This is a genomic window from Salinicola endophyticus, from assembly GCF_003206575.1.
Lineage (GTDB): Bacteria > Pseudomonadota > Gammaproteobacteria > Pseudomonadales > Halomonadaceae > Salinicola > Salinicola endophyticus.
In genome coordinates this window covers 44,321-64,588 of record NZ_PZJO01000006.1, presented here as the reverse complement: position 1 = coordinate 64,588, position 20,268 = coordinate 44,321, and the positions used below count along the sequence as shown (strand labels likewise).

The 20,268-nt window shown below is 67.4% G+C and carries 17 protein-coding genes; 9 read left to right on the top strand and 8 right to left on the bottom strand.

Annotated features, from left to right (window positions below; all coding sequences use genetic code 11):
• Positions 1-82 precede the first annotated feature (82 nt).
• On the top strand, positions 83-1,024 hold the full coding sequence (trhO, locus tag DOM66_RS13815; protein ID WP_110690582.1) for an oxygen-dependent tRNA uridine(34) hydroxylase TrhO: 942 nt from the start codon (positions 83-85) through the stop codon (positions 1,022-1,024).
• A 117-nt stretch (positions 1,025-1,141) separates the two neighbouring features.
• On the opposite strand, the gene DOM66_RS13810 is transcribed toward trhO, so the two are convergent.
• From DOM66_RS13810 to glnE, 3 genes are all read right to left on the bottom strand, one after another.
• The gene (locus tag DOM66_RS13810; protein ID WP_110690581.1) at positions 1,142-1,588 is read right to left on the bottom strand and encodes an acetyltransferase; all 447 of its coding nucleotides are present in this window, start codon (positions 1,586-1,588) and stop codon (positions 1,142-1,144) included.
• Between the two features lie 21 nt (positions 1,589-1,609).
• Entirely contained in the window at positions 1,610-2,227 is a 618-nt protein-coding gene (locus tag DOM66_RS13805) for a YrbL family protein (RefSeq protein ID WP_157958806.1), read from the bottom strand.
• Between the two features lie 104 nt (positions 2,228-2,331).
• Positions 2,332-5,319 (bottom strand): bifunctional [glutamate--ammonia ligase]-adenylyl-L-tyrosine phosphorylase/[glutamate--ammonia-ligase] adenylyltransferase, encoded by a 2,988-nt coding sequence (glnE, locus tag DOM66_RS13800; protein WP_110690580.1) that lies wholly within the window; start codon positions 5,317-5,319, stop codon positions 2,332-2,334.
• A 242-nt stretch (positions 5,320-5,561) separates the two neighbouring features.
• Between glnE and katG the strand changes: the two genes are divergently transcribed.
• Both katG and DOM66_RS13790 read left to right on the top strand, forming a co-directional pair.
• A complete protein-coding gene (gene katG, locus DOM66_RS13795; protein ID WP_110674926.1) occupies positions 5,562-7,748 on the top strand; it encodes a catalase/peroxidase HPI in 2,187 nt (728 codons plus the stop codon).
• A 294-nt stretch (positions 7,749-8,042) separates the two neighbouring features.
• Positions 8,043-9,011: a GlxA family transcriptional regulator gene (locus DOM66_RS13790; protein WP_110674927.1), complete on the top strand. Its 969-nt coding sequence runs from the start codon at positions 8,043-8,045 to the stop codon at positions 9,009-9,011.
• Positions 9,012-9,204: 193 nt separating this feature from the next.
• Here the strand turns inward: DOM66_RS13790 and DOM66_RS13785 are convergent, their stop codons facing one another.
• Positions 9,205-10,578 (bottom strand): carbohydrate porin, encoded by a 1,374-nt coding sequence (locus tag DOM66_RS13785; RefSeq protein WP_198651744.1) that lies wholly within the window; start codon positions 10,576-10,578, stop codon positions 9,205-9,207.
• 327 nt (positions 10,579-10,905) lie between these two features.
• Between DOM66_RS13785 and DOM66_RS13780 the strand changes: the two genes are divergently transcribed.
• A complete protein-coding gene (locus DOM66_RS13780; protein WP_245392445.1) occupies positions 10,906-12,123 on the top strand; it encodes an MFS transporter in 1,218 nt (405 codons plus the stop codon).
• Here DOM66_RS13780 and DOM66_RS13775 read toward each other — a convergent pair.
• Together DOM66_RS13775 and DOM66_RS13770 are read right to left on the bottom strand one after the other, a co-directional pair.
• A complete protein-coding gene (locus tag DOM66_RS13775) occupies positions 12,118-13,590 on the bottom strand; it encodes a sodium:solute symporter family protein (protein WP_110674928.1) in 1,473 nt (490 codons plus the stop codon). The genes DOM66_RS13780 and DOM66_RS13775 overlap by 6 nt on opposite strands.
• A gap of 2 nt (positions 13,591-13,592) precedes the next feature.
• Entirely contained in the window at positions 13,593-13,781 is a 189-nt protein-coding gene (locus DOM66_RS13770) for a hypothetical protein (RefSeq protein ID WP_110674929.1), read from the bottom strand.
• A gap of 129 nt (positions 13,782-13,910) precedes the next feature.
• Here DOM66_RS13770 and nadC point away from each other — a divergent pair, with 129 nt between their 5' ends.
• Both nadC and DOM66_RS13760 read left to right on the top strand, forming a co-directional pair.
• The gene (gene nadC / locus DOM66_RS13765; RefSeq protein ID WP_110674930.1) at positions 13,911-14,795 is read left to right on the top strand and encodes a carboxylating nicotinate-nucleotide diphosphorylase; all 885 of its coding nucleotides are present in this window, start codon (positions 13,911-13,913) and stop codon (positions 14,793-14,795) included.
• Positions 14,796-14,948: 153 nt separating this feature from the next.
• Positions 14,949-16,124 (top strand): SIR2 family protein, encoded by a 1,176-nt coding sequence (locus DOM66_RS13760; protein WP_110674931.1) that lies wholly within the window; start codon positions 14,949-14,951, stop codon positions 16,122-16,124.
• Between the two features lie 34 nt (positions 16,125-16,158).
• Here DOM66_RS13760 and DOM66_RS13755 read toward each other — a convergent pair whose 3' ends face one another.
• The gene (locus tag DOM66_RS13755; RefSeq protein WP_110674932.1) at positions 16,159-16,635 is read right to left on the bottom strand and encodes a MarR family winged helix-turn-helix transcriptional regulator; all 477 of its coding nucleotides are present in this window, start codon (positions 16,633-16,635) and stop codon (positions 16,159-16,161) included.
• A gap of 443 nt (positions 16,636-17,078) precedes the next feature.
• On the opposite strand from DOM66_RS13755, the gene DOM66_RS13750 reads away from it, so the two are divergent.
• Positions 17,079-18,050 carry an XdhC family protein gene (locus tag DOM66_RS13750; protein WP_110690579.1) on the top strand — a complete coding sequence of 324 codons (972 nt, stop codon included), beginning with the start codon at positions 17,079-17,081 and terminating at the stop codon, positions 18,048-18,050.
• Complete coding sequence (locus tag DOM66_RS13745) at positions 18,040-18,624, top strand: nucleotidyltransferase family protein (RefSeq protein ID WP_110690578.1); 585 nt, start codon at positions 18,040-18,042, stop codon at positions 18,622-18,624. The genes DOM66_RS13750 and DOM66_RS13745 overlap by 11 nt, the downstream gene beginning before the upstream one ends.
• Positions 18,625-18,650: 26 nt before the next feature.
• Here the strand turns inward: DOM66_RS13745 and DOM66_RS13740 are convergent, their stop codons facing one another.
• Positions 18,651-19,028 carry a diacylglycerol kinase gene (locus tag DOM66_RS13740; RefSeq protein ID WP_110674935.1) on the bottom strand — a complete coding sequence of 126 codons (378 nt, stop codon included), beginning with the start codon at positions 19,026-19,028 and terminating at the stop codon, positions 18,651-18,653.
• A gap of 268 nt (positions 19,029-19,296) precedes the next feature.
• Here DOM66_RS13740 and pip point away from each other — a divergent pair, with 268 nt between their 5' ends.
• Positions 19,297-20,253 carry a prolyl aminopeptidase gene (pip, locus tag DOM66_RS13735; RefSeq protein WP_110690577.1) on the top strand — a complete coding sequence of 319 codons (957 nt, stop codon included), beginning with the start codon at positions 19,297-19,299 and terminating at the stop codon, positions 20,251-20,253.
• The last annotated feature ends 15 nt before the right edge of the window (positions 20,254-20,268 follow it).

Below are 20,268 nucleotides of genomic sequence, written 5' to 3'. Positions count from 1 at the left end.
GGTGTCGCGCTGGCCTGCCATCCGCGCCACCCCTTCACGACCCGGTCCGCCCTTTACGTGGGCGACTACCAGGAGTTATCGCATGTCCTCTACCGATCGACCGATCGTGGTCGCGGCGTTGTATCGCTTCGTCACGCTCGACGACTTCGAAGCCCTGCGCGAACCGCTGCTCGCCGAAATGCAGCGTCTCGACGTCAGGGGCACCCTGCTGCTCGCCGCCGAAGGCATCAACGGCACCGTCTCCGGCAGCCGCGCGGGGATCGATGCATTGCTCGCCTGGCTCAAGCGCGACCCACGCCTGGCGGCGCTCGAGCACAAGGAGTCCTACTGCGACACGCAGCCCTTCTACCGCACCAAGGTCAAGCTCAAGCGCGAGATCGTCACCCTGGGGGTGGATGGCGTCGATCCCAATGCATGTGTCGGCACCTATGTCGAACCGGAAGCCTGGAACGATCTGATCGACGATCCCGAGGTGCTGGTGATCGATACCCGCAACGACTACGAAGTGGCGATCGGCAGCTTCGAGGGCGCGGTGGACCCGCAGACCAAGTCGTTTCGTGAGTTTCCCGACTATGTGCGCCAGCACTACGATCCCAGCCGGCACAAGAAGGTAGCGATGTTCTGCACTGGCGGCATCCGCTGCGAGAAGGCGTCGAGCTTCATGCTGGGCGAGGGCTTCGAGGAGGTCTTCCACCTCAGGGGCGGGATTCTCAACTATCTGGAGAAGGTGCCGGAAGCGCAGACGCGCTGGCGCGGCGACTGCTTCGTGTTCGACAACCGGGTCACGGTGCGCCACGACCTGAGCGAGGGCGAGTACGCCCAGTGCCACGCCTGCCGCATGCCGATCTCCGCCGAGGATCAGGAATCCGAGCATTACGTCCCGGGGATCAGCTGTCCGCACTGCTGGGATTCGCTGCCCGAGAAGACCCGTGCCGGCGCGCGCGAGCGTCAGCGCCAGATCGAGCTGGCCAAGGCGCGCAACGAGCCGCACCCTATCGGCCGTGATCCGCGCCAGCCGAGCTGAGCCGCTCCGAACACCGGAACGCAAAACGCCCTCCATGCGGAGGGCGTTTTATCGGGTGCCCGATGCCGAATCCTCGAGCCTGTCGGCTGCTTTGGCTGAGATTTCCCGACCGCTGAATCAGGCGTTCAATTGCAGATGCAGTAGCGGATAGGGCTTGCCCTGACCATCCAACGGCGAGCGGCCGCCTATGCCGAAGCCTCGAGCTCGATAAAAGCTCAGCGCCGCGTGGTTCTGCTCATTGACATCGACGCTCGTCGCGCCCTGCTGATCGATCGCCTGTCTCAGTAACCGCGTCCCGATGCCTTGCCCCCGGTAGTCGGGCGCGATGAACAACATCTCGATATTGTCGTCAGCCACGCCCGAAAAGCCGGTGATGTCGCCTTGCTCACTGCAGGCTAGCGTCAAGCACACCGCGTCAAGATACTGATTGAAAATCAGCGGTTTCAACGCCTGCAAATCTTGCTCGGCCAGAAAGTCATGGGTTGTGCGTACCGACGCCTCCCACACCTCGATAAGGCGCGGATAATCAGCGACAGTCGCGCTCCTCAAAGATATCGTCGACATGACTATAGGCTCGCACAAAGCCTAGGATAGGCTCGCCAACAGCGAATCCCGCTGCGCCCGGGAAATGAAGCCGTACTCATGCAGCCGGCGATAGAAGCGCTGCATGCGGCGGTCTATCTTCTGCCGCGCGAACCACGGCCAGACATTGGCCAGGGGCATGAAATCGGGGTTGGAGACACCGTCGATCAGCCACAGCCGGATACTGCCGTCGGCGCGCCGCTGGCACACCACGTTACGATCGTTGATGTCCGAGGGCACGATCCAGTTGTCGCGCAGATAGCGGTAGAGCCGCTCGAGCTCGTCGACGAAGGCCTGGGTCGACAACCAGTCGGCATCGCCACGCTGCTGGAACTGGCGAATATTGAGCGACAGCGAGCCATCGGCATCGGTGACCAGACCGAAGACCAGCCCCTCGCCGAGATCGGTGGTGACCGTGCCGAAGTACTCCGGCACGTAGCGCCAGTCGTGTACGCCGCGCCGCTTGAGCCCCTCGAAGTAGCTCTTCTCGCGCTCGTTCTGGTGGCTGCCGCGGTCGGGGAAGCGCGGTACCTTGATGCAGCGTCCGGCCTCGGCGGGGTGCCGATAGACCGCCCGGTCGTTGCCGTGGGCAAGTTCAGGGGTGAGGGAGAGAGAAACCATGGGGGTCGCTCCAGGGCGCAGGGCAGTAACAGGTATCATCAGCATTTAATCATATCTTAATCAAACGCTGTTTTCCTTAAAGGTCGGCAAAAAAACTTAGCCTGCTATCGCCCTGCTCCGCCAGGCGCCTCACTCGCGGCGCGGTATCCCCCCTCCGCAGCGCCCTCCGTCTCGATCCATGCCGCCCATGCCGCCTGGACTCGGGCCCGCTCGGTGCCGAAATCGGCCGCCGGTACGTCGCTGCCGGTCTTGGCCAGGGCGGCACGATGGCTGGCGTCACGGTAGGCCAGGTAGGCCGCCTGCAGCTCACGCACCTCTTGCTCGGGCAGGCGCTCACTCTGTGCCAGGGCGTCCAGCAGGCGCATGTTGTCGGTGACCTCCAGCAGCGCCGGGGTGGCACTGGACCAGGCCAGCACCGCGTACTGGTTCAGAAACTCGATATCGACCAGACCGCCGGCGTCCTGCTTGAGGTTGAAGGTGTCGGCCTCCCCCGCTGCGCTGCCCAGGTGCTGGCGCATCTTGGCGCGCATCTCGGCCACCGCCCGACGCAGCTCGGCGAGGTCGCGCTCGCGCCCCAGCACCTCACGACGTATCCCCTCGAAGGCCGATGCCAGCGCCGCATCCCCGGCCACCGGCCGCGCCCGCACCAGCGCCTGGTGCTCCCAGGTCCAGGCCTCGCGCCGCTGGTAGTCGGCGAAGGCGTCGAGCGAGGAGACCAGCAGCCCGGCATTGCCCGAGGGCCGCAGACGCATGTCGACTTCGTAGAGCGTGCCGCTGGGGGTGGTCGCCGTGAGCAGATGGATGATGCGCTGGCCGAGCCGGGTGAAGAAGACCACGTTGTCGATCGGCTTGGCGCCATCCGTGGCGCCCTGGGGCGCGGCGTCGTAGAGGAACACCAGATCCAGATCCGAGCCGTAGCCCAGCTCGATGCCGCCGAGCTTGCCGTAGCCGACGATCAGGAATTCGGCCTTCTCCGCCCCCTCCCGCGGGCGCGGCTCCCCGTAGCGCGCGGTGAGCGAGCGCCAGGCGCGCTGCAGCACGCTGTCGAGGATCACTTCGGCAATCGCAGTGAGATAGTCACTGACCTTCATCAGCACCCGTGCCCCGGCGATGTCCGAGGCGGCGACCCGCAGCACCTGGGTCTGCTTGAACACACGCAGGGCGTCGAGCCAGCTCTCCTCGTCCTCTTCGGGAATCCGCGCCAGGGTCTGACGCAGTTCGTCGGCCAGGCGCGCCTTGTCGGCAGGCGAGTAGAGGGTGTCCGGCGTCAGCAGCTCGTCGAGCAGAATCGGGTGGCGCGCCAGCTGCTCGGCGATCCACGGGCTGGCGGCACACAGCCGGATCAGCCCCGGCAGCACCTGGGGATTTTCGCGCAGCAGCGAGAGATAGGCGGTGCGCCGCAGCACCCCTTCGATCAGCGGCAGTACGCGCTCCAGCGCGGTGGTCGGGGTGGCGCTCTCGGCCAGAGCCTCGAGCAGCAGCGGCATCACCGCTTCGAGGCGCTCGAAGCCGATCCGCTGCATCGCCTGCACTCCGCGCGAGTCGCGGAATGCCTTGAGCCGGCGCCAGGCATCAGGCAGCGTGAAACCGGCCGCCTCCAACATCTGCTGGGCCTGGGACTCGTCCAGCTCGTGGCGCCAGAGCTGGCTCCAGCGCTCGAGTTGCGCCTGATCCGGCATCTCCTCGTCGGCGTCCGGCTCCTCCTGAGGGTCAGCCACCACCGCGTCGAAGTGGCCCCGCACACGCTCACGGCAGGCGTCGAGCGCGGCCCGCAGCGCCGTCCAATCGGCCAGGTTCATGGCCATGGCCAGCGCCGCACACGCTTCGGCGTCTTCCGGCAGCTGCTGGGTCTGGCGGTCGTGGCGCGCCTGCAGCGCATGTTCCAGATCGCGCAGGAAGACGTAGTCGTCGCGCAGCTCGTCGACCACCGCCGGCGGCAGCAGCTCCAGCTCGACCAGCCGCGTCAAGGCCAGGCGCAGCGAGGTCACCTGCAGTTCGGTATCGCGGCCGCCGCGGATCAGCTGGAACGCCTGGACCACGAACTCCACCTCGCGAATACCGCCGCGGCCCAGCTTGATGTTGTCGTCGCGTCCCAGCCGCTTCACCTCACGGTGGATCATCGCCTTCATCTCGCGCAGCGACTCGATCGCCCCGAAGTCGAGATACTTGCGATAGATGAACGGTGACAGCGACGCCAGCAGCGCCTGCCCCGCCTCGCGGTCGCCGGCGACCGGGCGCGCCTTGAGCATGGCGTAGCGCTCCCACTCGCGCCCCTGATCCTGATAGTAGGCGGTGAGCGTATTGAAACTGCCGACCAGCGGCCCGCCGTCGCCCAGCGGACGCAGGCGCATGTCGACCCGGAAGGCGAAACCGTCGGCGGTGATCACGTCGAGTGCCGCGATCAGCTTCTGCCCCAGCTTGGTGAAGTACTGCTGGTGATCGTAGGCGCGCTCACCGCCCTGGGTGGTGCCCTTCTCGGGAAAGGCGAAGATCAGATCGATGTCCGAGGAGAGATTGAGTTCACCGGCGCCGAGCTTGCCCATGCCCAGCACCACCAGCCGCTGCGGGGTGCCGTCGGCGCACGCCTGTGGGGTACCCCAACGTGCCGCGTAGTGCTGCTCGAGCCACTTGAGCGCTCCTTCCAGACAGGTTTCGGCCAGATGCGAGACCGCCTGCGCGGTCTGCCACATCTCGGCCCCGGCGAGGTCACGCCATACGATCGCCAGCATGCGCGCCTGGCGGAACCGGCGCAGCGCGGCGTGCAGCGCGTTCTCGTCCGCCGCAGCCGCCAACTGCGTGGCGAGCGTCTGCATCAGTGCCGCTGGCGACAGCGGCGCTTCGAGCTCGCCGCTGTCCAGCCACTCGACCAGGCGTTCGGGATGCGCGCACAGCCCCTCGCGGAAGAACTCGGAGAGCAGGCAGGTGCGTACCAGCGTGCGCCGCTGGTCCTCGTCGAGGCCCAGCCAGGCCTCGCGGCAGGCCGCATCACCCTGCGCATAGGCAGCCTCCAGCGCACTCAGCACCTGGGCATGGGCAGCGCTCAGCGCTTCCGGGATCGGCTGAGAGGGGAACCAGTCGGCGGGCAGGGACATGACGAAACTCCGGTGGAAAGCGGGCCCGCCCAGCATAACCGCAGCCGGCGCCCAGCCCAATCGGAGACGCGTCAGGCCATTTCCCATAGGCAAAGGTTATCGACACCGTTTCAGTATTTAATTTCTGTTATCGAATTAGCCATCGTAATCTCGACGTCAGCCCGAGCCGAGGCACAGCGGCGGCGACGACCACGCCGGGCAGCGATAGCGCGACCGACAAGACCAGAGAGGTGAGAGAAGCGATGTCACAACAAGCCGAATCCAAGTGTCCGTTTTCCGGCCAGTCCGGGACCACCGTCAGCGACGGCGGCGGTACCACCCAGGCGGCCGGTGGCGGCACCAGCAACCGTGACTGGTGGCCGAACCAGCTGCGCGTCGACCTGCTCAACCAGCACTCCGAGCGCTCCAACCCGCTGGATGGCGATTTCGATTACCGCGAGGCGTTCGCCAAGCTCGACTACGCCGCGCTCAAGGCCGATATCGAGAAGACCCTGACCGAATCCCAGGCCTGGTGGCCGGCGGACTGGGGCTCCTATATCGGCCTTTTCATCCGCATGGCGTGGCACAGCGCCGGCACCTATCGTCTGGTCGACGGCCGCGGCGGCGCCGGACGCGGCCAGCAGCGCTTCGCCCCGCTCAACAGCTGGCCCGACAACGTCAGCCTCGACAAGGCGCGTCGCCTGCTGTGGCCGGTCAAGCGCAAGTATGGCCAGCACATCTCCTGGGCCGATCTCATCGTGCTCGCCGGCAACGTGGCGCTGGAGTCCTCCGGATTTCGGACCTTCGGCTTCGCCGGCGGCCGCGAGGACGTGTGGGAACCCGATCTCGACGTCAACTGGGGTGACGAGAAGGCGTGGCTGACCCATCGCGATCCGGCGACCCTGGCCAACAACCCCCTTGCCGCCACCGAGATGGGGCTGATCTACGTCAACCCCGAAGGCCCCAACGCCAGCGGCGATCCGCTCTCGGCGGCGCCGGCGATTCGCGCCACCTTCGGCAACATGGCGATGGACGACGAGGAGATCGTGGCCCTGATCGCCGGCGGCCATACCCTCGGCAAGACCCACGGTGCCGGCCCCTCCGAGGCCATCGGCGCCGATCCGGAAGCCGCACCGCTGGAGTCCCAGGGCTTCGGCTGGCACAACGCCCACGGTAGCGGTGTGGGTGCCGACGCCACCACCTCCGGGATCGAGGTGGTCTGGACCCAGACGCCGACGCGCTGGAGCCACTACTTCTTCGAGAACCTGTTCAACTACGAATGGGAGCAGACCCGCAGTCCCGCCGGTGCGATCCAGTGGGAAGCCAAGGATGCCGAGGCGTCGATCCCGGACCCGTTCGACCCGGCCAAGAAACGCAAGCCGACCATGCTCACCACGGATCTGACGCTGCGCTTCGACCCCGAGTTCGAGAAGATCTCCCGGCGCTTCCTCGAAGATCCGCAGGCGTTCGCCGACGCCTTCGCCCGCGCCTGGTTCAAGCTGACCCACCGCGACATGGGGCCCAAGGCGCGCTATCTCGGCCCGGAAGTCCCGCAGGAAGAGCTGGTCTGGCAGGACCCGCTGCCGGCCCCGAGTCACCAGCCGACCGCTGCGGACATCGACGCGCTCAAGCAGCAGATCGCCGACGCCGGGCTGTCGGTGGCCGAGCTGGTCGGCACCGCCTGGGCCGCGGCCTCGACCTTCCGCGGTGGTGACAAGCGCGGCGGCGCCAACGGCGCACGCCTGGCTCTGGCCCCGCAGAAGGATTGGGCGGTCAATCGCATTGCCGCCGGCGTTCTGCCCAAGCTGCAGGCGATCCAGGCAGCCTCCGGCAAGGCCTCGCTGGCCGACGTGATCGTGCTGGCCGGTAATGTCGGCGTCGAGCAGGCGGCCAAGGCGGCCGGTATCTCGCTCAGCCTGCCGTTCGCCCCGGGCCGGGTCGATGCCAGCCAGGCGCAGACCGACATCCACGCCTTCAGCGTGATGGAGCCGCTGGCCGATGGTTTCCGCAACTACAAGCGCGGCAAGCTCAACGTGCCCACCGAGACGCTGCTGATCGACAAGGCCCAGCAGTTGACCCTGACCGCACCGGAGCTGACCGTGCTGATCGGCGGCCTGCGGGTGCTCGGCACCAACCACGACGGCGCCGACCACGGCGTGTTCACCCAGCGCCCCGGTGTGCTCAGCAATGACTTCTTCGTCAACCTGCTCGACATGGGCACGGAGTGGACGGCAGTCGATGCCGAGGCCGAGCTGTTCGAGGGCCACTCGCGCAGCGACGGTAGCCTGACCTACACCGCCACCCGCAACGATCTGATCTTCGGCTCGCACTCGGTGCTGCGGGCGCTGGCCGAGGTCTACGCCAGCGAAGATGCCCAGGAGAAGTTCGTCCACGACTTCGCCGCCGCCTGGACCAAGGTGATGAACCTGGACCGCTTCGACCTCGCCTGACCGCTGCTCATAACTGTTCCTGCGTACTTTGCCGCCGGCTAAGCCCCGGCGGCTTTTTTTGTGCCCGCCATCCCTGGCGGACACCCTCCGGGCCGTCGCTGCGCGACGTTGAAAACCGCTCCCGGCGGTTCGTTATGCCCGCCATCCCAGGCGGTTACGCTTCGAGCCATCATCTCGGAAGCCGGTGAGAACACAGAGTGTCGCTCACATCGGGTGTCGCTTTCGGTGGGCCATTCGTCATTGCCGACATCGCGGCGACAAAGGAGACTGGGCATTCACCGCCGGGAGCCGTCGATGACCCATACGCTCGATCTGTTCATCTATCCCGACTGCCAGCTACTGGATGCCAGCGGCCCATGGCAGGTGTTCGCCAGCGCCAACGAGGCTGCCGGCGAGCCGCGCTATCGGCTGCGCCTGCTCGCCGACGAGCCCGGGCCCGTGGTCACCAACGGCGGCATGACGCTGATCGCGACCCACGCCCTCGACGCCACCCCCGCTGGCGACACGCTGCTGATCGCCGGTGGACATGGCGTGCATCGACTGAGCCCCACCACGCTGGATACGCTGGCCGCCCGCGCCGCGCGCACCCCGAGGGTCGGCTCGATCTGCACCGGCGCCTTCGCCCTGGCCCGGGCGGGGTTGCTCGACGGGCGCCAGGCCACCACCCACTGGCGCCATGCTGCGCGGCTGGCCGCCGAGTTCCCCACCATTCAGGTACGTGCCGAGGCACTCTATCTCTGCAGCGGCGGTATCCACACCAGTGCCGGCATCACCGCGGGGATCGACCTGGCCCTCGCCCTGGTCGCCGCTGACCAGGGCGAGGCGCTGGCCGGCCAGGTGGCGCGGGAGCTGGTGATGTTCCTGCACCGACCCGGCGATCAGGCCCAGTTCAGCGAAGGCCTGCGCTGTCAGCTCGACAGCCACGGGCGCCTGCGCCAGGTCGTCGATGTGGTACTCGGCGACCCGCTGGCGGCGTGGGACACCGAGACGCTGGCCGCGCGCATGGCGGTGACCCCGCGCCACTTCCAGCGCCTGTTCCGGCGCCAGTTGGGGATGACCCCAGGGGACTTCCTCACCCGCCTGCGGCTGGAGGAGGCGCGGCGCCTGCTGGCCGAGAGCGCGGCACCGCTGCCGCGTATCGCCGAGCACTGCCGGCTGGGCGGCGGCGAGCAGCTCCGGCGGCTGTTCCAGCGCCACTACGGCCTACCGCCGAGCCTCTATCGCGCCCGCTTCGGCCCCGGTGAGCGCAGCCAGGCCTCGTAAAAGGCAGTTCACGTAACAGCCGAGGTGCCGTGTGAAAAGCCGACGAGCGAAGGCCAGGCAAGGCAAAAATCGGCGAAAACGGACCGGGCTGGCGCTCCAGTTTACGGAGTGTAAATGAGCATTTTTGACCGGGCTGGCGATCCAGCCGATTTTTAACGCCGCATGGGCGAGCGCAGTACTTTTCATGCAGTGCCTAGAAGCTGACCTGAACCGTGGTCCCCAACACCCAAGCGTTATCGACCGAATCCACCGCCGAGGGCGAAACCACATACTGCAGGTTGGGCCGCAGGCTCAGATAGCCGGTCAGATTGACGCTGTAGTAGAGCTCGGCGTCGTACTCGTGGCCCTGGCGCGGCAGCGGCGTGAGCGAGCCGGCGGGGGTCGCGTTGTAGTAGTCGATGTAGTCGTTGACGTCGTCGTTGACATGCAGATACGCCAGCCCGATCCCGGCGTCGTCCTGGGGGCGGGCATCGAACGGCCCCTGGTAGGTCGCGCCGACCGAGAGATAGCGATCGATCCCCGCGGTGTCGCCATGGTTGACGTTGCCCATGCTGAACAGCGTCAGGCCGCGCTTGGCGTCGCCGCCGCGGGTCGTCACCCGCTGCTGGGCCACGTAGTAGAGCCCGTTGTTGGTATCGCTGGTACGCGTCGCGGGGCCATCGCCATAGGCGCGATTGTCGACGTCGTGGGTATAGAAGCCGAGCTTGTAGCTGCCGGCCATGCCGTCGACCGTGGGCGTAAAGCCCAGCTCGATGGGGTACATCGTCCCCTGAGTGCCGCTGTGGTGCAGGTCCAGGCCGTGGCCGTTGTCGAGGTTGCTGTCGTTGAGATTGAACACGCCGGCCTGGACGTACCAGTCGGCGGCAAGATTGGCGCGGACCACCGCCGCCCACTGGGAGATCGGCCAGTTGTAGATGTCGTTGCCCCAGTTACCGGGCTGGGCACCGCCGAAGGCCAGGTTCTGGAAATGGCTATCGATGGTGGCGAAATCGTCGCCGAAGGGGATGCGCCCCAGCTTGATCGAGAGCGCATCGTCGAAGAAGCGCTGGCGATACCACAGCTGGGTCAGGCGCGTGACCGGGCCGCGCCCCTGGACCTCCTGCACGCTGGAGCCGCCCACCGTGGCGCCGGGATCGCTCAGGCGATCGTTGACGCTATGGCCGTTGCGGTTGGTGAGGGTCACCTGGAACTCGGCATCGGGGATACTCAGCAGGCGCTCGAGATCGAGATGCGCGCCCAGCGCGAACTGATCGGCGTACTTGGTGACATGGCTGTCACGGTAGCCGCCATCGAGAATGGTCGCCGCCTCGCCCACATAGTCGAAGTCGAAGCTGACCCCAGCCGCTTCCAGCGCCGTGCGCTGGCCGCCCCAGTCACCGAACATATGCGGCGAGTCCGCGGCGAAGGCCGAGTAGGCCTGGGCCGCCGGTGCCCCCGCCATCAGCGCCACTGCCGCCAGCGGCAGCCGCCAGCGCCGCCCACCGGCTTGCAGTCTCTCCCTGGCGAACGGCACCCTCATCGCTTCGCCGCCGGCCGTGCCCCTGATGCCGCCCATTGCTCCGTCCATGATTCGCCCTGTCGTTGATTAGCGTGTTATCGATAAGCGATTTATCATAGTCCTAGGAATAGGCAACGGAAATACCCTTGTAGTCGAATAAACCGGCCGAATACACCGATCAAATAAACCGGCCGAGTAGCCGTAGCGCCGAATCAGCGCCGCCGAACAATCTCAGAGGAATGGTCACGAAGGCATGTCCCAGGCCGTATCGCCGCTGGCGAGCGTGGGCATTCTGTCCGGGGAGAGGCGCGGTCGTTTTTGGTGGTACGGGGGTCATTGTGGACCCAGCGCGGGTATCGAAGACTAGCAGTAGAGCCCGCGCGTCAGGAGACACTTATGCGACCCACCTCCCGCTTCTCTTCTCCCCCCTCTGCTCGTCATCCGCGTCTGCCGCCCACCGTGTGGGGGCTGACCCTGTGTCAGGCGCTGCTGATCAGCGGCAACGTGCTGCTGATCGCTACCTCGCCCCTGATCGGGGCGCGCCTGTCACCCAGCGCCGACTGGAGCACCCTGCCGGTGGCGCTGCAACTGCTCGGGCTGACCGCTGCCACACTGCCCGCCGGCTGGCTGACCGCGCGTCTGGGACGCAAGCGCACTTTCGTACTCGGCAATCTGGTCGGGCTGGCGGGCATCGCCGCCTGTCTGCTGGCGCTGGTACAGGCGCACTTCGGCCTGTTCAATCTAGGTACCTTCGCCATCGGCATGAGTATCGGCGTCGGCATGCTCTATCGTTTCGCGGCGCTCGAAGCGGCCCCCGAGCCGTTGCGCGACAGTGCTCTCAGTTGGGTCATGGCGGGGGGCGTGGTGGCGGCGCTGGCCGGGCCCTGGCTGGCCGAACACCTGCGGGACGCCCTGGCGACACCCTTTCTGGGCAGTTTTCTCGGTCTCGGGGGGCTCTATCTCGCGGCGCTGGGGCTACTGGCGACGCTGCGCTTCGCACCAGTGACGGCACGGGCCAAACCGCTGCCGCCGCCACGGCCAGTGGGCCAGCTGCTGCGCCAGCCGCTGCTGCCTGCGGCGATCGCCTGCGCCGCCCTGGGCTATGCGGTGATGAACCTGGCGATGACCGCGACGCCGCTGGCGATGAGCCACGCCGGGCACGATTTCGGCGCCGTCGCCGGGGTCATCCAGTGGCATATGCTGGCGATGTTCGCGCCCTCGTTCATCACCGGCCGCCTGACCCGGCGCCTGGGCCATGCGCTGATGATCGCCATCGGCGCGCTGTGCCTGTTCGCCAGTCTGCTGTGTGCCTGGCTGACCCCGGCGGTGTGGGCCTTCACACTCGGCCTGGGGCTGCTGGGCCTGGGCTGGAACTTCACCTTCCTGCCCGCCAGCGCCTGGCTCACCACCCACTACCGCGCCGGCGAGGCGCCACGGGTCCAGGCCATCAACGACTGCGCGGTATTCGCCCTGACAAGCCTCTCGGCGCTGGCCGCGGGCCCGCTGAATGCCTGGCTCGGCTGGCAGCGGCTCAACCTGTGGCTGCTGCCGGCGGTCTTGCTGCTGCTGGTGATCGCCCTCCGTGCGGCGCGGGTACGCCACAGCGACTCATGAGCGCGTACCATTCGCCGCGGCCAGGAACGCCTGCGCGCGCTCGCTAGGCGCGCGACTCAGCAGGCTCACCCCGATGAACAGCGCACTCGCCAGCGGCAGTGCCCAGATCCCCGGCGGCAGCCCCAGCGGCTTGGCCCCGCTGAGGTAGAGCGCGATCACCGCCAGCCCGCCGATCAGGATGCTGGCCAGCGCCCCAGCGGCGGTACCGCGCCGCCAGTAGAAGGCGCCGATGATCGCCGGCACGATCACTACCAGGCCGGTGGAAGCGGCCACCGACAGCACCGCGATCAGGCTCAGCTGCAGCTCGGCGAAGAGAAACGCCAGTACCGCGATGAGCGGCAGCACCCACTTGCCGACACGCAGCTGGCGCGCCTCGCTGGCGCCCTCGGCGAGGTTGGCGTAGACATCCCGCGAGAGCATCGAGGAGAGCGTCAGCATGATCGAGTCGATGGTCGACACCGCCGCCGCCAGAATGCCCACCATCACCACCACCCCGAGCAGCGGTGGCACATGGCTGGAGGCCAGCAGCGTCGGCGTGGCCAGATCCGACTGGCTCAGGTCGGGGAAGGCGACCAGTGCGGAGAAGCCCCACAGCACCGAGACCAGGGTGTAGATGAAGCCGAACACCAGAAAGCCGATCAGCATCTGACGCATCGACTTGAGCGAGGCGGGCATGAACAGCCGTTGGCTCACCTGCGGGTTGGAGAGGCTGAAGAAGAACCACGGAATGGTCAGCCCGAGGAAGGTGGTCAGGCTGAACAGCCCCGGCCCCGGAACCGTCAGCGCCGCCGGGTGCTGCGCCGCCAGGGTGTCGAACAGCGTGGCGAAGCCGCCCAGGGAGTGCACCACCAGCAGGGCCACCAGGGTGGAAGCGACGATCATGAACAGCGCCTGCAGCGAGTCGGTCCACATCACCGAGCGAATGCCGGCGATATAGGAGAAAAGGATCGCCAGCAGCGTCGCCACCACCACGCCGGTGGTGAACGGGATCGCCCCACCGCTGATGCCCGCCAGCAGATAGCCGACCCCGGCGAGCTGTACCGCGGCATACGGAATCAGGAACAGGCAGCTGGCCACCGCGGTGACCACGGCCACCCGGCGATCGGCGTAGCGGTGACCGAGCATCTCGCTGGGGGTGACATAGCCGAAGCGCTTGCCCACCGCCCAGAAGCGCGGGCCGAAGATCGCCACCAGCGAGACCCCGGCAAAGTAGACGATCTCGAAGCCGAAGGCGCCCACGCCACCGGCGTAGGTCAGCCCCGCCAGCCCCACCATCATGAAGGCGCTATAGGTAGTGGCGCTGTAGCTGAGCGCCGAAACGAAGCCGTTCATGCGACGGTTGCCGAGGAAGTAGCCGCTCATATCGACGCCGCTGCCATTGGTGGCGGCGCTGCGCGACAGCCAGGCGATCGCCAGCCCCGCGATCAGATAGACCGCCACCGCCGTCCAGATCAGTTGCAGGCTCATGCTCACGCCTCCGGGCCGTCATGAAAATCGCGGGTCATCATCACGTTGCAGACGATCACCGCCACCCCCACCAGGACCCAGAAGAGAAAGCTGCCGTACCACGCCTGCACCCCGCTGAGCAGCCCATAGGGCACCACGTAGCAAGCCAGTACCAATCCCCAGACCACCCATTTCCAGCCCCGTGCGCGCATCGCGCCTCCTCGTTGTCATTGTGTCTGTCGAGTGAATCAAGCGTGATATTACCCGGAAACCCCCGCCCCGAGTGCGCTACCCTTGGCGACAGCTTGTGATATGCCGCATCTGCCCAAGGAGACTACCGCATGACCACGACGCGGGCCGACCAGCCCCTCGGCTGGCAACTCGACCCCCTGCGCCTGGAGACCCAGCTGCGCGCCTTTCTGACGGAGGATATCGGCCACCTGGACCTGACCGCGACGCTGATGATCGACGCCGACGCCAGCGGCCGCTTCGTCATGCGCGCGCGCGAACCGATGCGCCTGGCCGGCGTCACCGCCGCCGCCCGCGCCTTCACCTGCTACGACCCGCGCATCGCGGTCACCCTGGCGGCCGCCGACGGCGAGCGCGTCGACGCCGGCGCGCCCCTGATGCACGTGGCCGGGCCGGCACGCAGCATTCTGACGGTGGAGCGCACCGCGCTCAATCTGATCCAGCATCTGGCCGGGATCGCCACCCTGACCGCGCGCTATGTCGAGCGGATCAGCGGCACCGGCGCCCAACTGGTCGACACGCGCAAGACCACCCCGGGGCTGCGCATGCTGGAGAAGCACGCGGTCGCCTGCGGCGGTGGCCGCAACCATCGTCTGGGGCTGGATAGCGGGGTGATGCTCAAGGACAACCATATCGCGGTGTGCGGCAGTATCGCCGCCGCGGTGGCCCGCGCCCGCGCGCAGTTGCCAGTCCTGACCCGCATCGAGGTCGAGTGCGACCGCCTCGACCAGGTCACCCAGGCGCTGGACGCCGGGGCCGACGTGATCATGCTCGACAACATGCCGCCGGCCGAGATGCGCCAGGCGGTGAGCGAGGTCGCCGGACGCGCCCTGCTCGAGGCCTCCGGCGGCGTGCGCCTGGAGACCATTCGCGAGATTGCCGAAAGCGGCGTCGACTTCATCTCCGTGGGAAGGCTGACGCAGTCGGCGCCGGCGGTGGATATCGGCCTCGACGAAGACACCGCACCCGCAGGGTGACCCGGCGGCCACCCGCGCACGGTTGGCCCGCGCTTGGTTGGAAAGGACTCGCGCAGTCAGACGGGACCCGAGAGGGTGAAGAGCACTCGCGTGGCCAGAGGGCACTACCTTCAGTAGACAGGACCCGCACGAGCAGACAGGAGGAAGGCGTGCATGGCGAGCACCGGCATCAACAACGCCGACACCGTGGCGGCCTTCGGCCGGCTGATGGACGAGCTGCTGGCGGACGCCAACGGCCCGCGCAAGCCGCCGGTGGTGACCTTCTGGTGCGGCGCCGGCTTCTCCAAGGCGTGGGATCGGCGTTCACCCACCGACGGCGAGCTGTTCGCCATCGATCTCGACGATATCCGCGACTTCCCCAACCTGCAGCACGTGATGCACGTGATCGGCTGGGAGGACTATCGCCATCTCGACTTCGAGCGCTTCAAGAATCTGCGCTACGTGCTCGACATGCAGGTGCGCTACCCCGATATCCGCAATCGCTACTTCGATGACCAGAACCTGCGCCTGAGCATCCATGAGCTGCGTACCCTGGTGATGCGCCGCTTCACCGCCGCCTGCGACATCCACAACGTCGACGACGCCACGCTGCGCTTCAGCGCCACCGGAGTCAGCCCCGAACAGCGCGCGATAACCGACTTCTTCGCCGCGCTGGAGGATCGCGCCGACCGCGCCGGGCTGGGCGACGCCTGGCCGCTCTACCACTTCCTCACCACCAACTACGACTTCACCATCGAGACCATTCTCGAGCGCGTCTACCGCCAGCAGGCGCCGGTCTTCGGCCGTCTCTATCGCGGGGTCACGCCGCAGCGCATCTGCGGCGGCACCATCTGGGAGCACCTGCCGCGCACGGTCGACCGCAACGTGATCAAGATCAACGGGGGGTTCGAGATCCTGCCCACCCTGGAGGGATTCGACTTCGAGTATCGCCAGCGCAGCGACGCCGAGATTCGCCAGGAGCCGCCGCTGCTGATCCTGCCCTCCCAGGTGCAGGACTACGACGAACCCTACTTCCACCAGGTGTTCCCCAAGGCGGTGAGGCTACTGCGCGAGACCGACGTGCTGGTGGTGGTGGGTTACAGCATGCCGCAGGAGGATTCGCTGGTGCGCTTCATCCTGCGCCAGCTGGCGGAAAGCCCCCACGACGCCCGCGGCAAGCATGTCTTCGTCATCGACACCAAGAACCACGCCACCATCAAGTCGCGGCTGGAGGAGATGTTCTTCTACCTGCCACGCATCGGCTGGCCGCGTGAGCACTACTACAGCGGCCGCTTCGAGGATTTCTGCGCCCAGGTCACCGGCGGCACTCGAGCGCCGCCGAACACCTGACGGTTGCGACACGCGTCAGTCAGAAAGACAGGACTCAGGCGTTGATCTTGACCAGCAGATGCATCAGCGCCACCCGCTCGGCGGGATTGAGGCTGCCCATGGTCTCCTCGGAGACCTTGAGCGCGCGCGGGGTCATCGCCGCCAGCAGCTCGCGCCCGGCGCCGGTGAGCTCGACGATCACCTTGCGCTGGTCGCGCGGGTCCGAGGTCAGCGTCACCCAGTCACGCCCCTTGAGCCGCTTGATCACACCACGGATCGTCGCCGGGTCGATCCCGGTGACACGCACCAGCTCGCTCAGCGCACTGGGGCCGCGCTCGGCGAGCTTGCTCAGGGTCACGAACTGGATCGGCGTCAGCTGCTCGTCACAGCTCTCGCGCTGAAAAATCGCGGTGTGGCGCTGATAGGCCCGCCGCAGCAGATGACCGACCTGTTCGCAGAAGTCGATCTCCCCCTGGGCACCGTGGGCCTCGTCTGTGGCAATCCCTCTGGTCGCCGAATGGTGATGCAGCATGGCCTCTGGCTCCCCGATTCCCCGATCGTCGCGGCGGGCGCGTCTGGCCGCAGACGACAACCGCCAAGCCTCCCGCGAGGGCCCGGCCCGGCTGCCTGTCACGTTGGCGCCCATCCTTGGCGCTGGCTGCCGCGAGGTCGCCGACATGAACCGACGCCTGACCGCGACGCCAGGATGATTATCGAATACGTGTTTAGCTACGATGAAATCATAAAAGGTTTTTACACCTATTTCTGTAAGCCATCAGCCTGAGCTTTGTAGGAAAAGTCCACGTGCGCGGCGCGTGTCATCCGCCCCCCACGCCACGGCTATTGTGTAAGCTAGGCACCACAACACGCCGCGCGTTGCCCTGTCCACCCCGGCGGTGACCAGGCCCCGCGCCGCGTCTCAAGGAGGCGTCGATCACACCGTCGACGCCAGTGCAGGAAAGGATTCCCCAACGCATGCAACACCTCGATCTACAAGTGCTCGACACTGCCCTGCGCTGGGCCAACGCCGGCGAAACGGTATGGCTCTGCAGCGTGCTGACGACCTTCGGCTCCTCGCCGCGGGAGCCCGGCTCGCTGCTGGTGGCCAGGGCCGACGGCAGCCATGTCGGGTCGCTCTCCGGCGGCTGCGTCGAAGAGGACTTCCTCGCCCGGGTGGCCGCCGGCGAGTTCACCGACACGCTGGAGATCGTGCGCTACGGCGAGGGCGCCGACGAGTCACCCCAGGTGAGTCTGCCCTGCGGCGGCATGCTCGACGTGCTGGTGGAGCGGCTGCCGGCGGATGCCGAGAGCCTGACCCAGTTGGAAGTGATGCACGCGACCCTGCTCGGCCAGCGCTCGCTGGTGCGGGTGATCGATCTGCCGAGCGGCCGGCGGCGCTTCACCACCGCCGACGAGAACGGCCCGCGGGTAGCGCGCGAGGGCGACGAGCTGCGCCTGCGCCTGGGCCCGGCGCTACGCCTGATCATCGCCGGCATCTCGCCGGTCTCGCGCTTCTGCGCCGAGTTCGCCCAGGCCCTGGGGTTCGAGGTGATCGTATGCGATCCCCGTGAGGAGGCGCGGCGCGACTTCGCCGTTCCCGGGGTCGAGGTGCAGGCGGTACTGCCCTCGTTGTTCATCGCCAGCGGCGCCTGCCACGCCGCCACCGCGGTGGTGGCGCTGACCCACGATCCGCGGATCGACGATCTGGCGATGATCGAAGCGGTACGCACCCCGGCGTTCTATATCGGCGTCATGGGATCGAAGCGCACCTCGCACAAGCGCGCCGAGCGTCTGGCCCGCTCCGGCGGGCTCGATGCCGCCGACATCGCCCGGCTGCACATGCCGATCGGTCTCGACCTGGACAGCAAGACCCCGGCCGAGATCGCCCTCTCGGTGGTCGCCGACGTGCTGCGGGTGCGCCGGGGCAAGGCGCGCGATGCGCTCTGAGCCGACGCTGGCGGCACTGATCATGGCGGCCGGGGTCGGTCGCCGCTTCGGCAGTGACAAGCGCCGCCAGCCGCTGGCCGACGGCCGCACCCTGCTCGCCACCACCCTGGCTGCAACGGCCGCGGCCTATCCGCGCCACTACGTGGTGCTGCGCCCGGACGAAACGCCCGCCGCGCTGGGCCTGGCGCCGAACACGCCGGTGCTGAGCGCCCCCGCGGCCGCCCATGGGCTGGGGGCCAGCCTGGGCGACGCCTTTCGTCAGTTGCTGACAGGCGAGCCCGACGCCACCGCTGCGGCGGTGATCCTCGGCGACATGCCATGGCTGAGCGCGGCGAGCTGTGCGCAGTTGAACGCCCGGGCCAGCGCCACGGCGATCGTGGTGCCCTGCTACGCCGGTCAGCGCGGGCATCCGGTGATCTTCGGCCGCCACTGGTGGCCGGAGCTGGCCCAGCTAAAGACCGGCGAAGGTGCGCGCGCCGTGCTCGCCCGGCGCCAGCACGCGGTGCAGACGGTCGAGCTGGACGACCCCGGCGTTCGCCGCGACGTCGACCGGCCCCAGGATCTGCCCGGCTAGGCGAAATCTGAACAGTACCGCGTGCGTCAGCCGGCGAACTTGTCCCACGCCAGCAGACCCCAGGTGGTGGCGGCCATGCCCAGCGCCAGCATCACCGCGGCGGAGCCGATATCCTTGGCCCGCCCGGAAAGCTCGTGGTGCTCCGGACCGATACGGTCGACCACCGTCTCCACGGCGCTGTTGAGCAGCTCGACGATCAACACGAACACACAGCTGCCCACCAGCACCAGCCACTCCACCGGGTCCTTGCCGATCCACCAGGCGAACGGCACCAGGACCGCACACAGCGCCAGCTCCTGGCGGAAGGCGGTCTCATTCCGAAAGGCGGCGACCAGCCCCTTGAGCGAGTAACCGGTGGAGTGGATCAGGTGGCGAAAGCCGGTCTTGCGCGAACTTGATTTCATCGGAACCTGTCGCGGTCGCCACGACGACCGCCCTCGATCGAGAACGAAGTGAGCGTCGACGCGCTCCGGTGCAGCGGAGTCGGCCGTCGAGAAAAGTGTCGACGATGGTAGCAGAGCCGTATGACGTCGGCACCGGGCGTCTATCACGGGGTCTCTGGTCTCTGGCCTCTGATCTCTGGCCCCTGGGTCCGCCCGCCCCTTATGCTGGCATGACACGCATACCACGATACCGAGACACTACCGCGTCACTCTGCCAACAGGATCCCTCATGTCCGCACCCCACCCGCTCTATCCGGCACTCGCACCCTACGCCAGCGGCCACCTGGATACCGGTGACGGCCACCAGGTCTATTGGGAGCGTTGCGGCAACCCGAACGGCAAGCCGGTGGTGTTCCTCCACGGCGGCCCGGGCAGCGGCTGCCATCCGATCCACCGCCAGCTGTTCGACCCCGCGCGCTACGACATCCTGCTGTTCGACCAGCGCGGCTGTGGCCGTTCGACGCCGCATGCCAGCCTCGACAACAACACCACCTGGCATCTGATCGAGGACATGGAGCGACTGCGCGAGATGATCGGGGCCGAGCGCTGGCAGGTCTTCGGAGGCTCGTGGGGGTCGACGCTGGCGCTCGCCTACGCCGAGCGGCATCCGGCTCGCGTCAGTGAGCTGGTGCTGCGCGGCATCTGCACCCTGCGCCAGCAGGAGCTGGACTGGTTCTACAAGCACGGGACACGCCACATGTTCCCCGAGAAGTGGGAGCGGCTGGTGGAGATCCTGCCCGAGGCGCAGCGTGACGATGTCATTCGCGCCTTCCACACACGGCTGATGGGCGACGATGTCGAACGCCAGCTCGAAGCCGCCCGACGCTGGAGCGTGTGGGAGGGCGAGACCTCGAGACTGGTGCCCATCGACGCCAGCGCGTCCCATGCCGCCGACCACTTCGCCCTGGCCTTTGCCCGGATCGAGAACCACTACTTCATCAACCAGGGCTTCTTCGAGTACGACGGTCAGCTACTGGCCCAGGCCGACCGGCTGGCGGGCATTCCCGGGGTGATCGTCCACGGCCGCTACGACATGATCTGTCCGCTCCAGAACGCCTGGGAGCTGGCCAAGGCGTGGCCGGACGCCAGCCTGGAGATCATCGAGGCGGCAGGTCACGCCTTCAGCGAACCGGAGATCATGGCCGCGCTGGTGCGGGCGACCGATCGATTCGCCGAGCGCCCCTGAGCCGAGGCCACGAGG

Excerpts from the sequence above, each read along its gene's own strand:
- trhO (WP_110690582.1), top strand. The coding sequence starts at position 83 with ATGTCCTCTACCGATCGACCGATCGTGGTCGCGGCGTTGTATCGCTTC.
- DOM66_RS13810 (WP_110690581.1), bottom strand. The coding sequence starts at position 1,588 with ATGTCGACGATATCTTTGAGGAGCGCGACTGTCGCTGATTATCCGCGC.
- DOM66_RS13805 (WP_157958806.1), bottom strand. The coding sequence starts at position 2,227 with ATGGTTTCTCTCTCCCTCACCCCTGAACTTGCCCACGGCAACGACCGG.
- glnE (WP_110690580.1), bottom strand. The coding sequence starts at position 5,319 with ATGTCCCTGCCCGCCGACTGGTTCCCCTCTCAGCCGATCCCGGAAGCG.
- katG (WP_110674926.1), top strand. The coding sequence starts at position 5,562 with ATGTCACAACAAGCCGAATCCAAGTGTCCGTTTTCCGGCCAGTCCGGG.
- DOM66_RS13790 (WP_110674927.1), top strand. The coding sequence starts at position 8,043 with ATGACCCATACGCTCGATCTGTTCATCTATCCCGACTGCCAGCTACTG.
- DOM66_RS13785 (WP_198651744.1), bottom strand. The coding sequence starts at position 10,578 with ATGGACGGAGCAATGGGCGGCATCAGGGGCACGGCCGGCGGCGAAGCG.
- DOM66_RS13780 (WP_245392445.1), top strand. The coding sequence starts at position 10,906 with ATGCGACCCACCTCCCGCTTCTCTTCTCCCCCCTCTGCTCGTCATCCG.
- DOM66_RS13775 (WP_110674928.1), bottom strand. The coding sequence starts at position 13,590 with ATGAGCCTGCAACTGATCTGGACGGCGGTGGCGGTCTATCTGATCGCG.
- DOM66_RS13770 (WP_110674929.1), bottom strand. The coding sequence starts at position 13,781 with ATGCGCGCACGGGGCTGGAAATGGGTGGTCTGGGGATTGGTACTGGCT.
- nadC (WP_110674930.1), top strand. The coding sequence starts at position 13,911 with ATGACCACGACGCGGGCCGACCAGCCCCTCGGCTGGCAACTCGACCCC.
- DOM66_RS13760 (WP_110674931.1), top strand. The coding sequence starts at position 14,949 with ATGGCGAGCACCGGCATCAACAACGCCGACACCGTGGCGGCCTTCGGC.
- DOM66_RS13755 (WP_110674932.1), bottom strand. The coding sequence starts at position 16,635 with ATGCTGCATCACCATTCGGCGACCAGAGGGATTGCCACAGACGAGGCC.
- DOM66_RS13750 (WP_110690579.1), top strand. The coding sequence starts at position 17,079 with ATGCAACACCTCGATCTACAAGTGCTCGACACTGCCCTGCGCTGGGCC.
- DOM66_RS13745 (WP_110690578.1), top strand. The coding sequence starts at position 18,040 with ATGCGCTCTGAGCCGACGCTGGCGGCACTGATCATGGCGGCCGGGGTC.
- DOM66_RS13740 (WP_110674935.1), bottom strand. The coding sequence starts at position 19,028 with ATGAAATCAAGTTCGCGCAAGACCGGCTTTCGCCACCTGATCCACTCC.
- pip (WP_110690577.1), top strand. The coding sequence starts at position 19,297 with ATGTCCGCACCCCACCCGCTCTATCCGGCACTCGCACCCTACGCCAGC.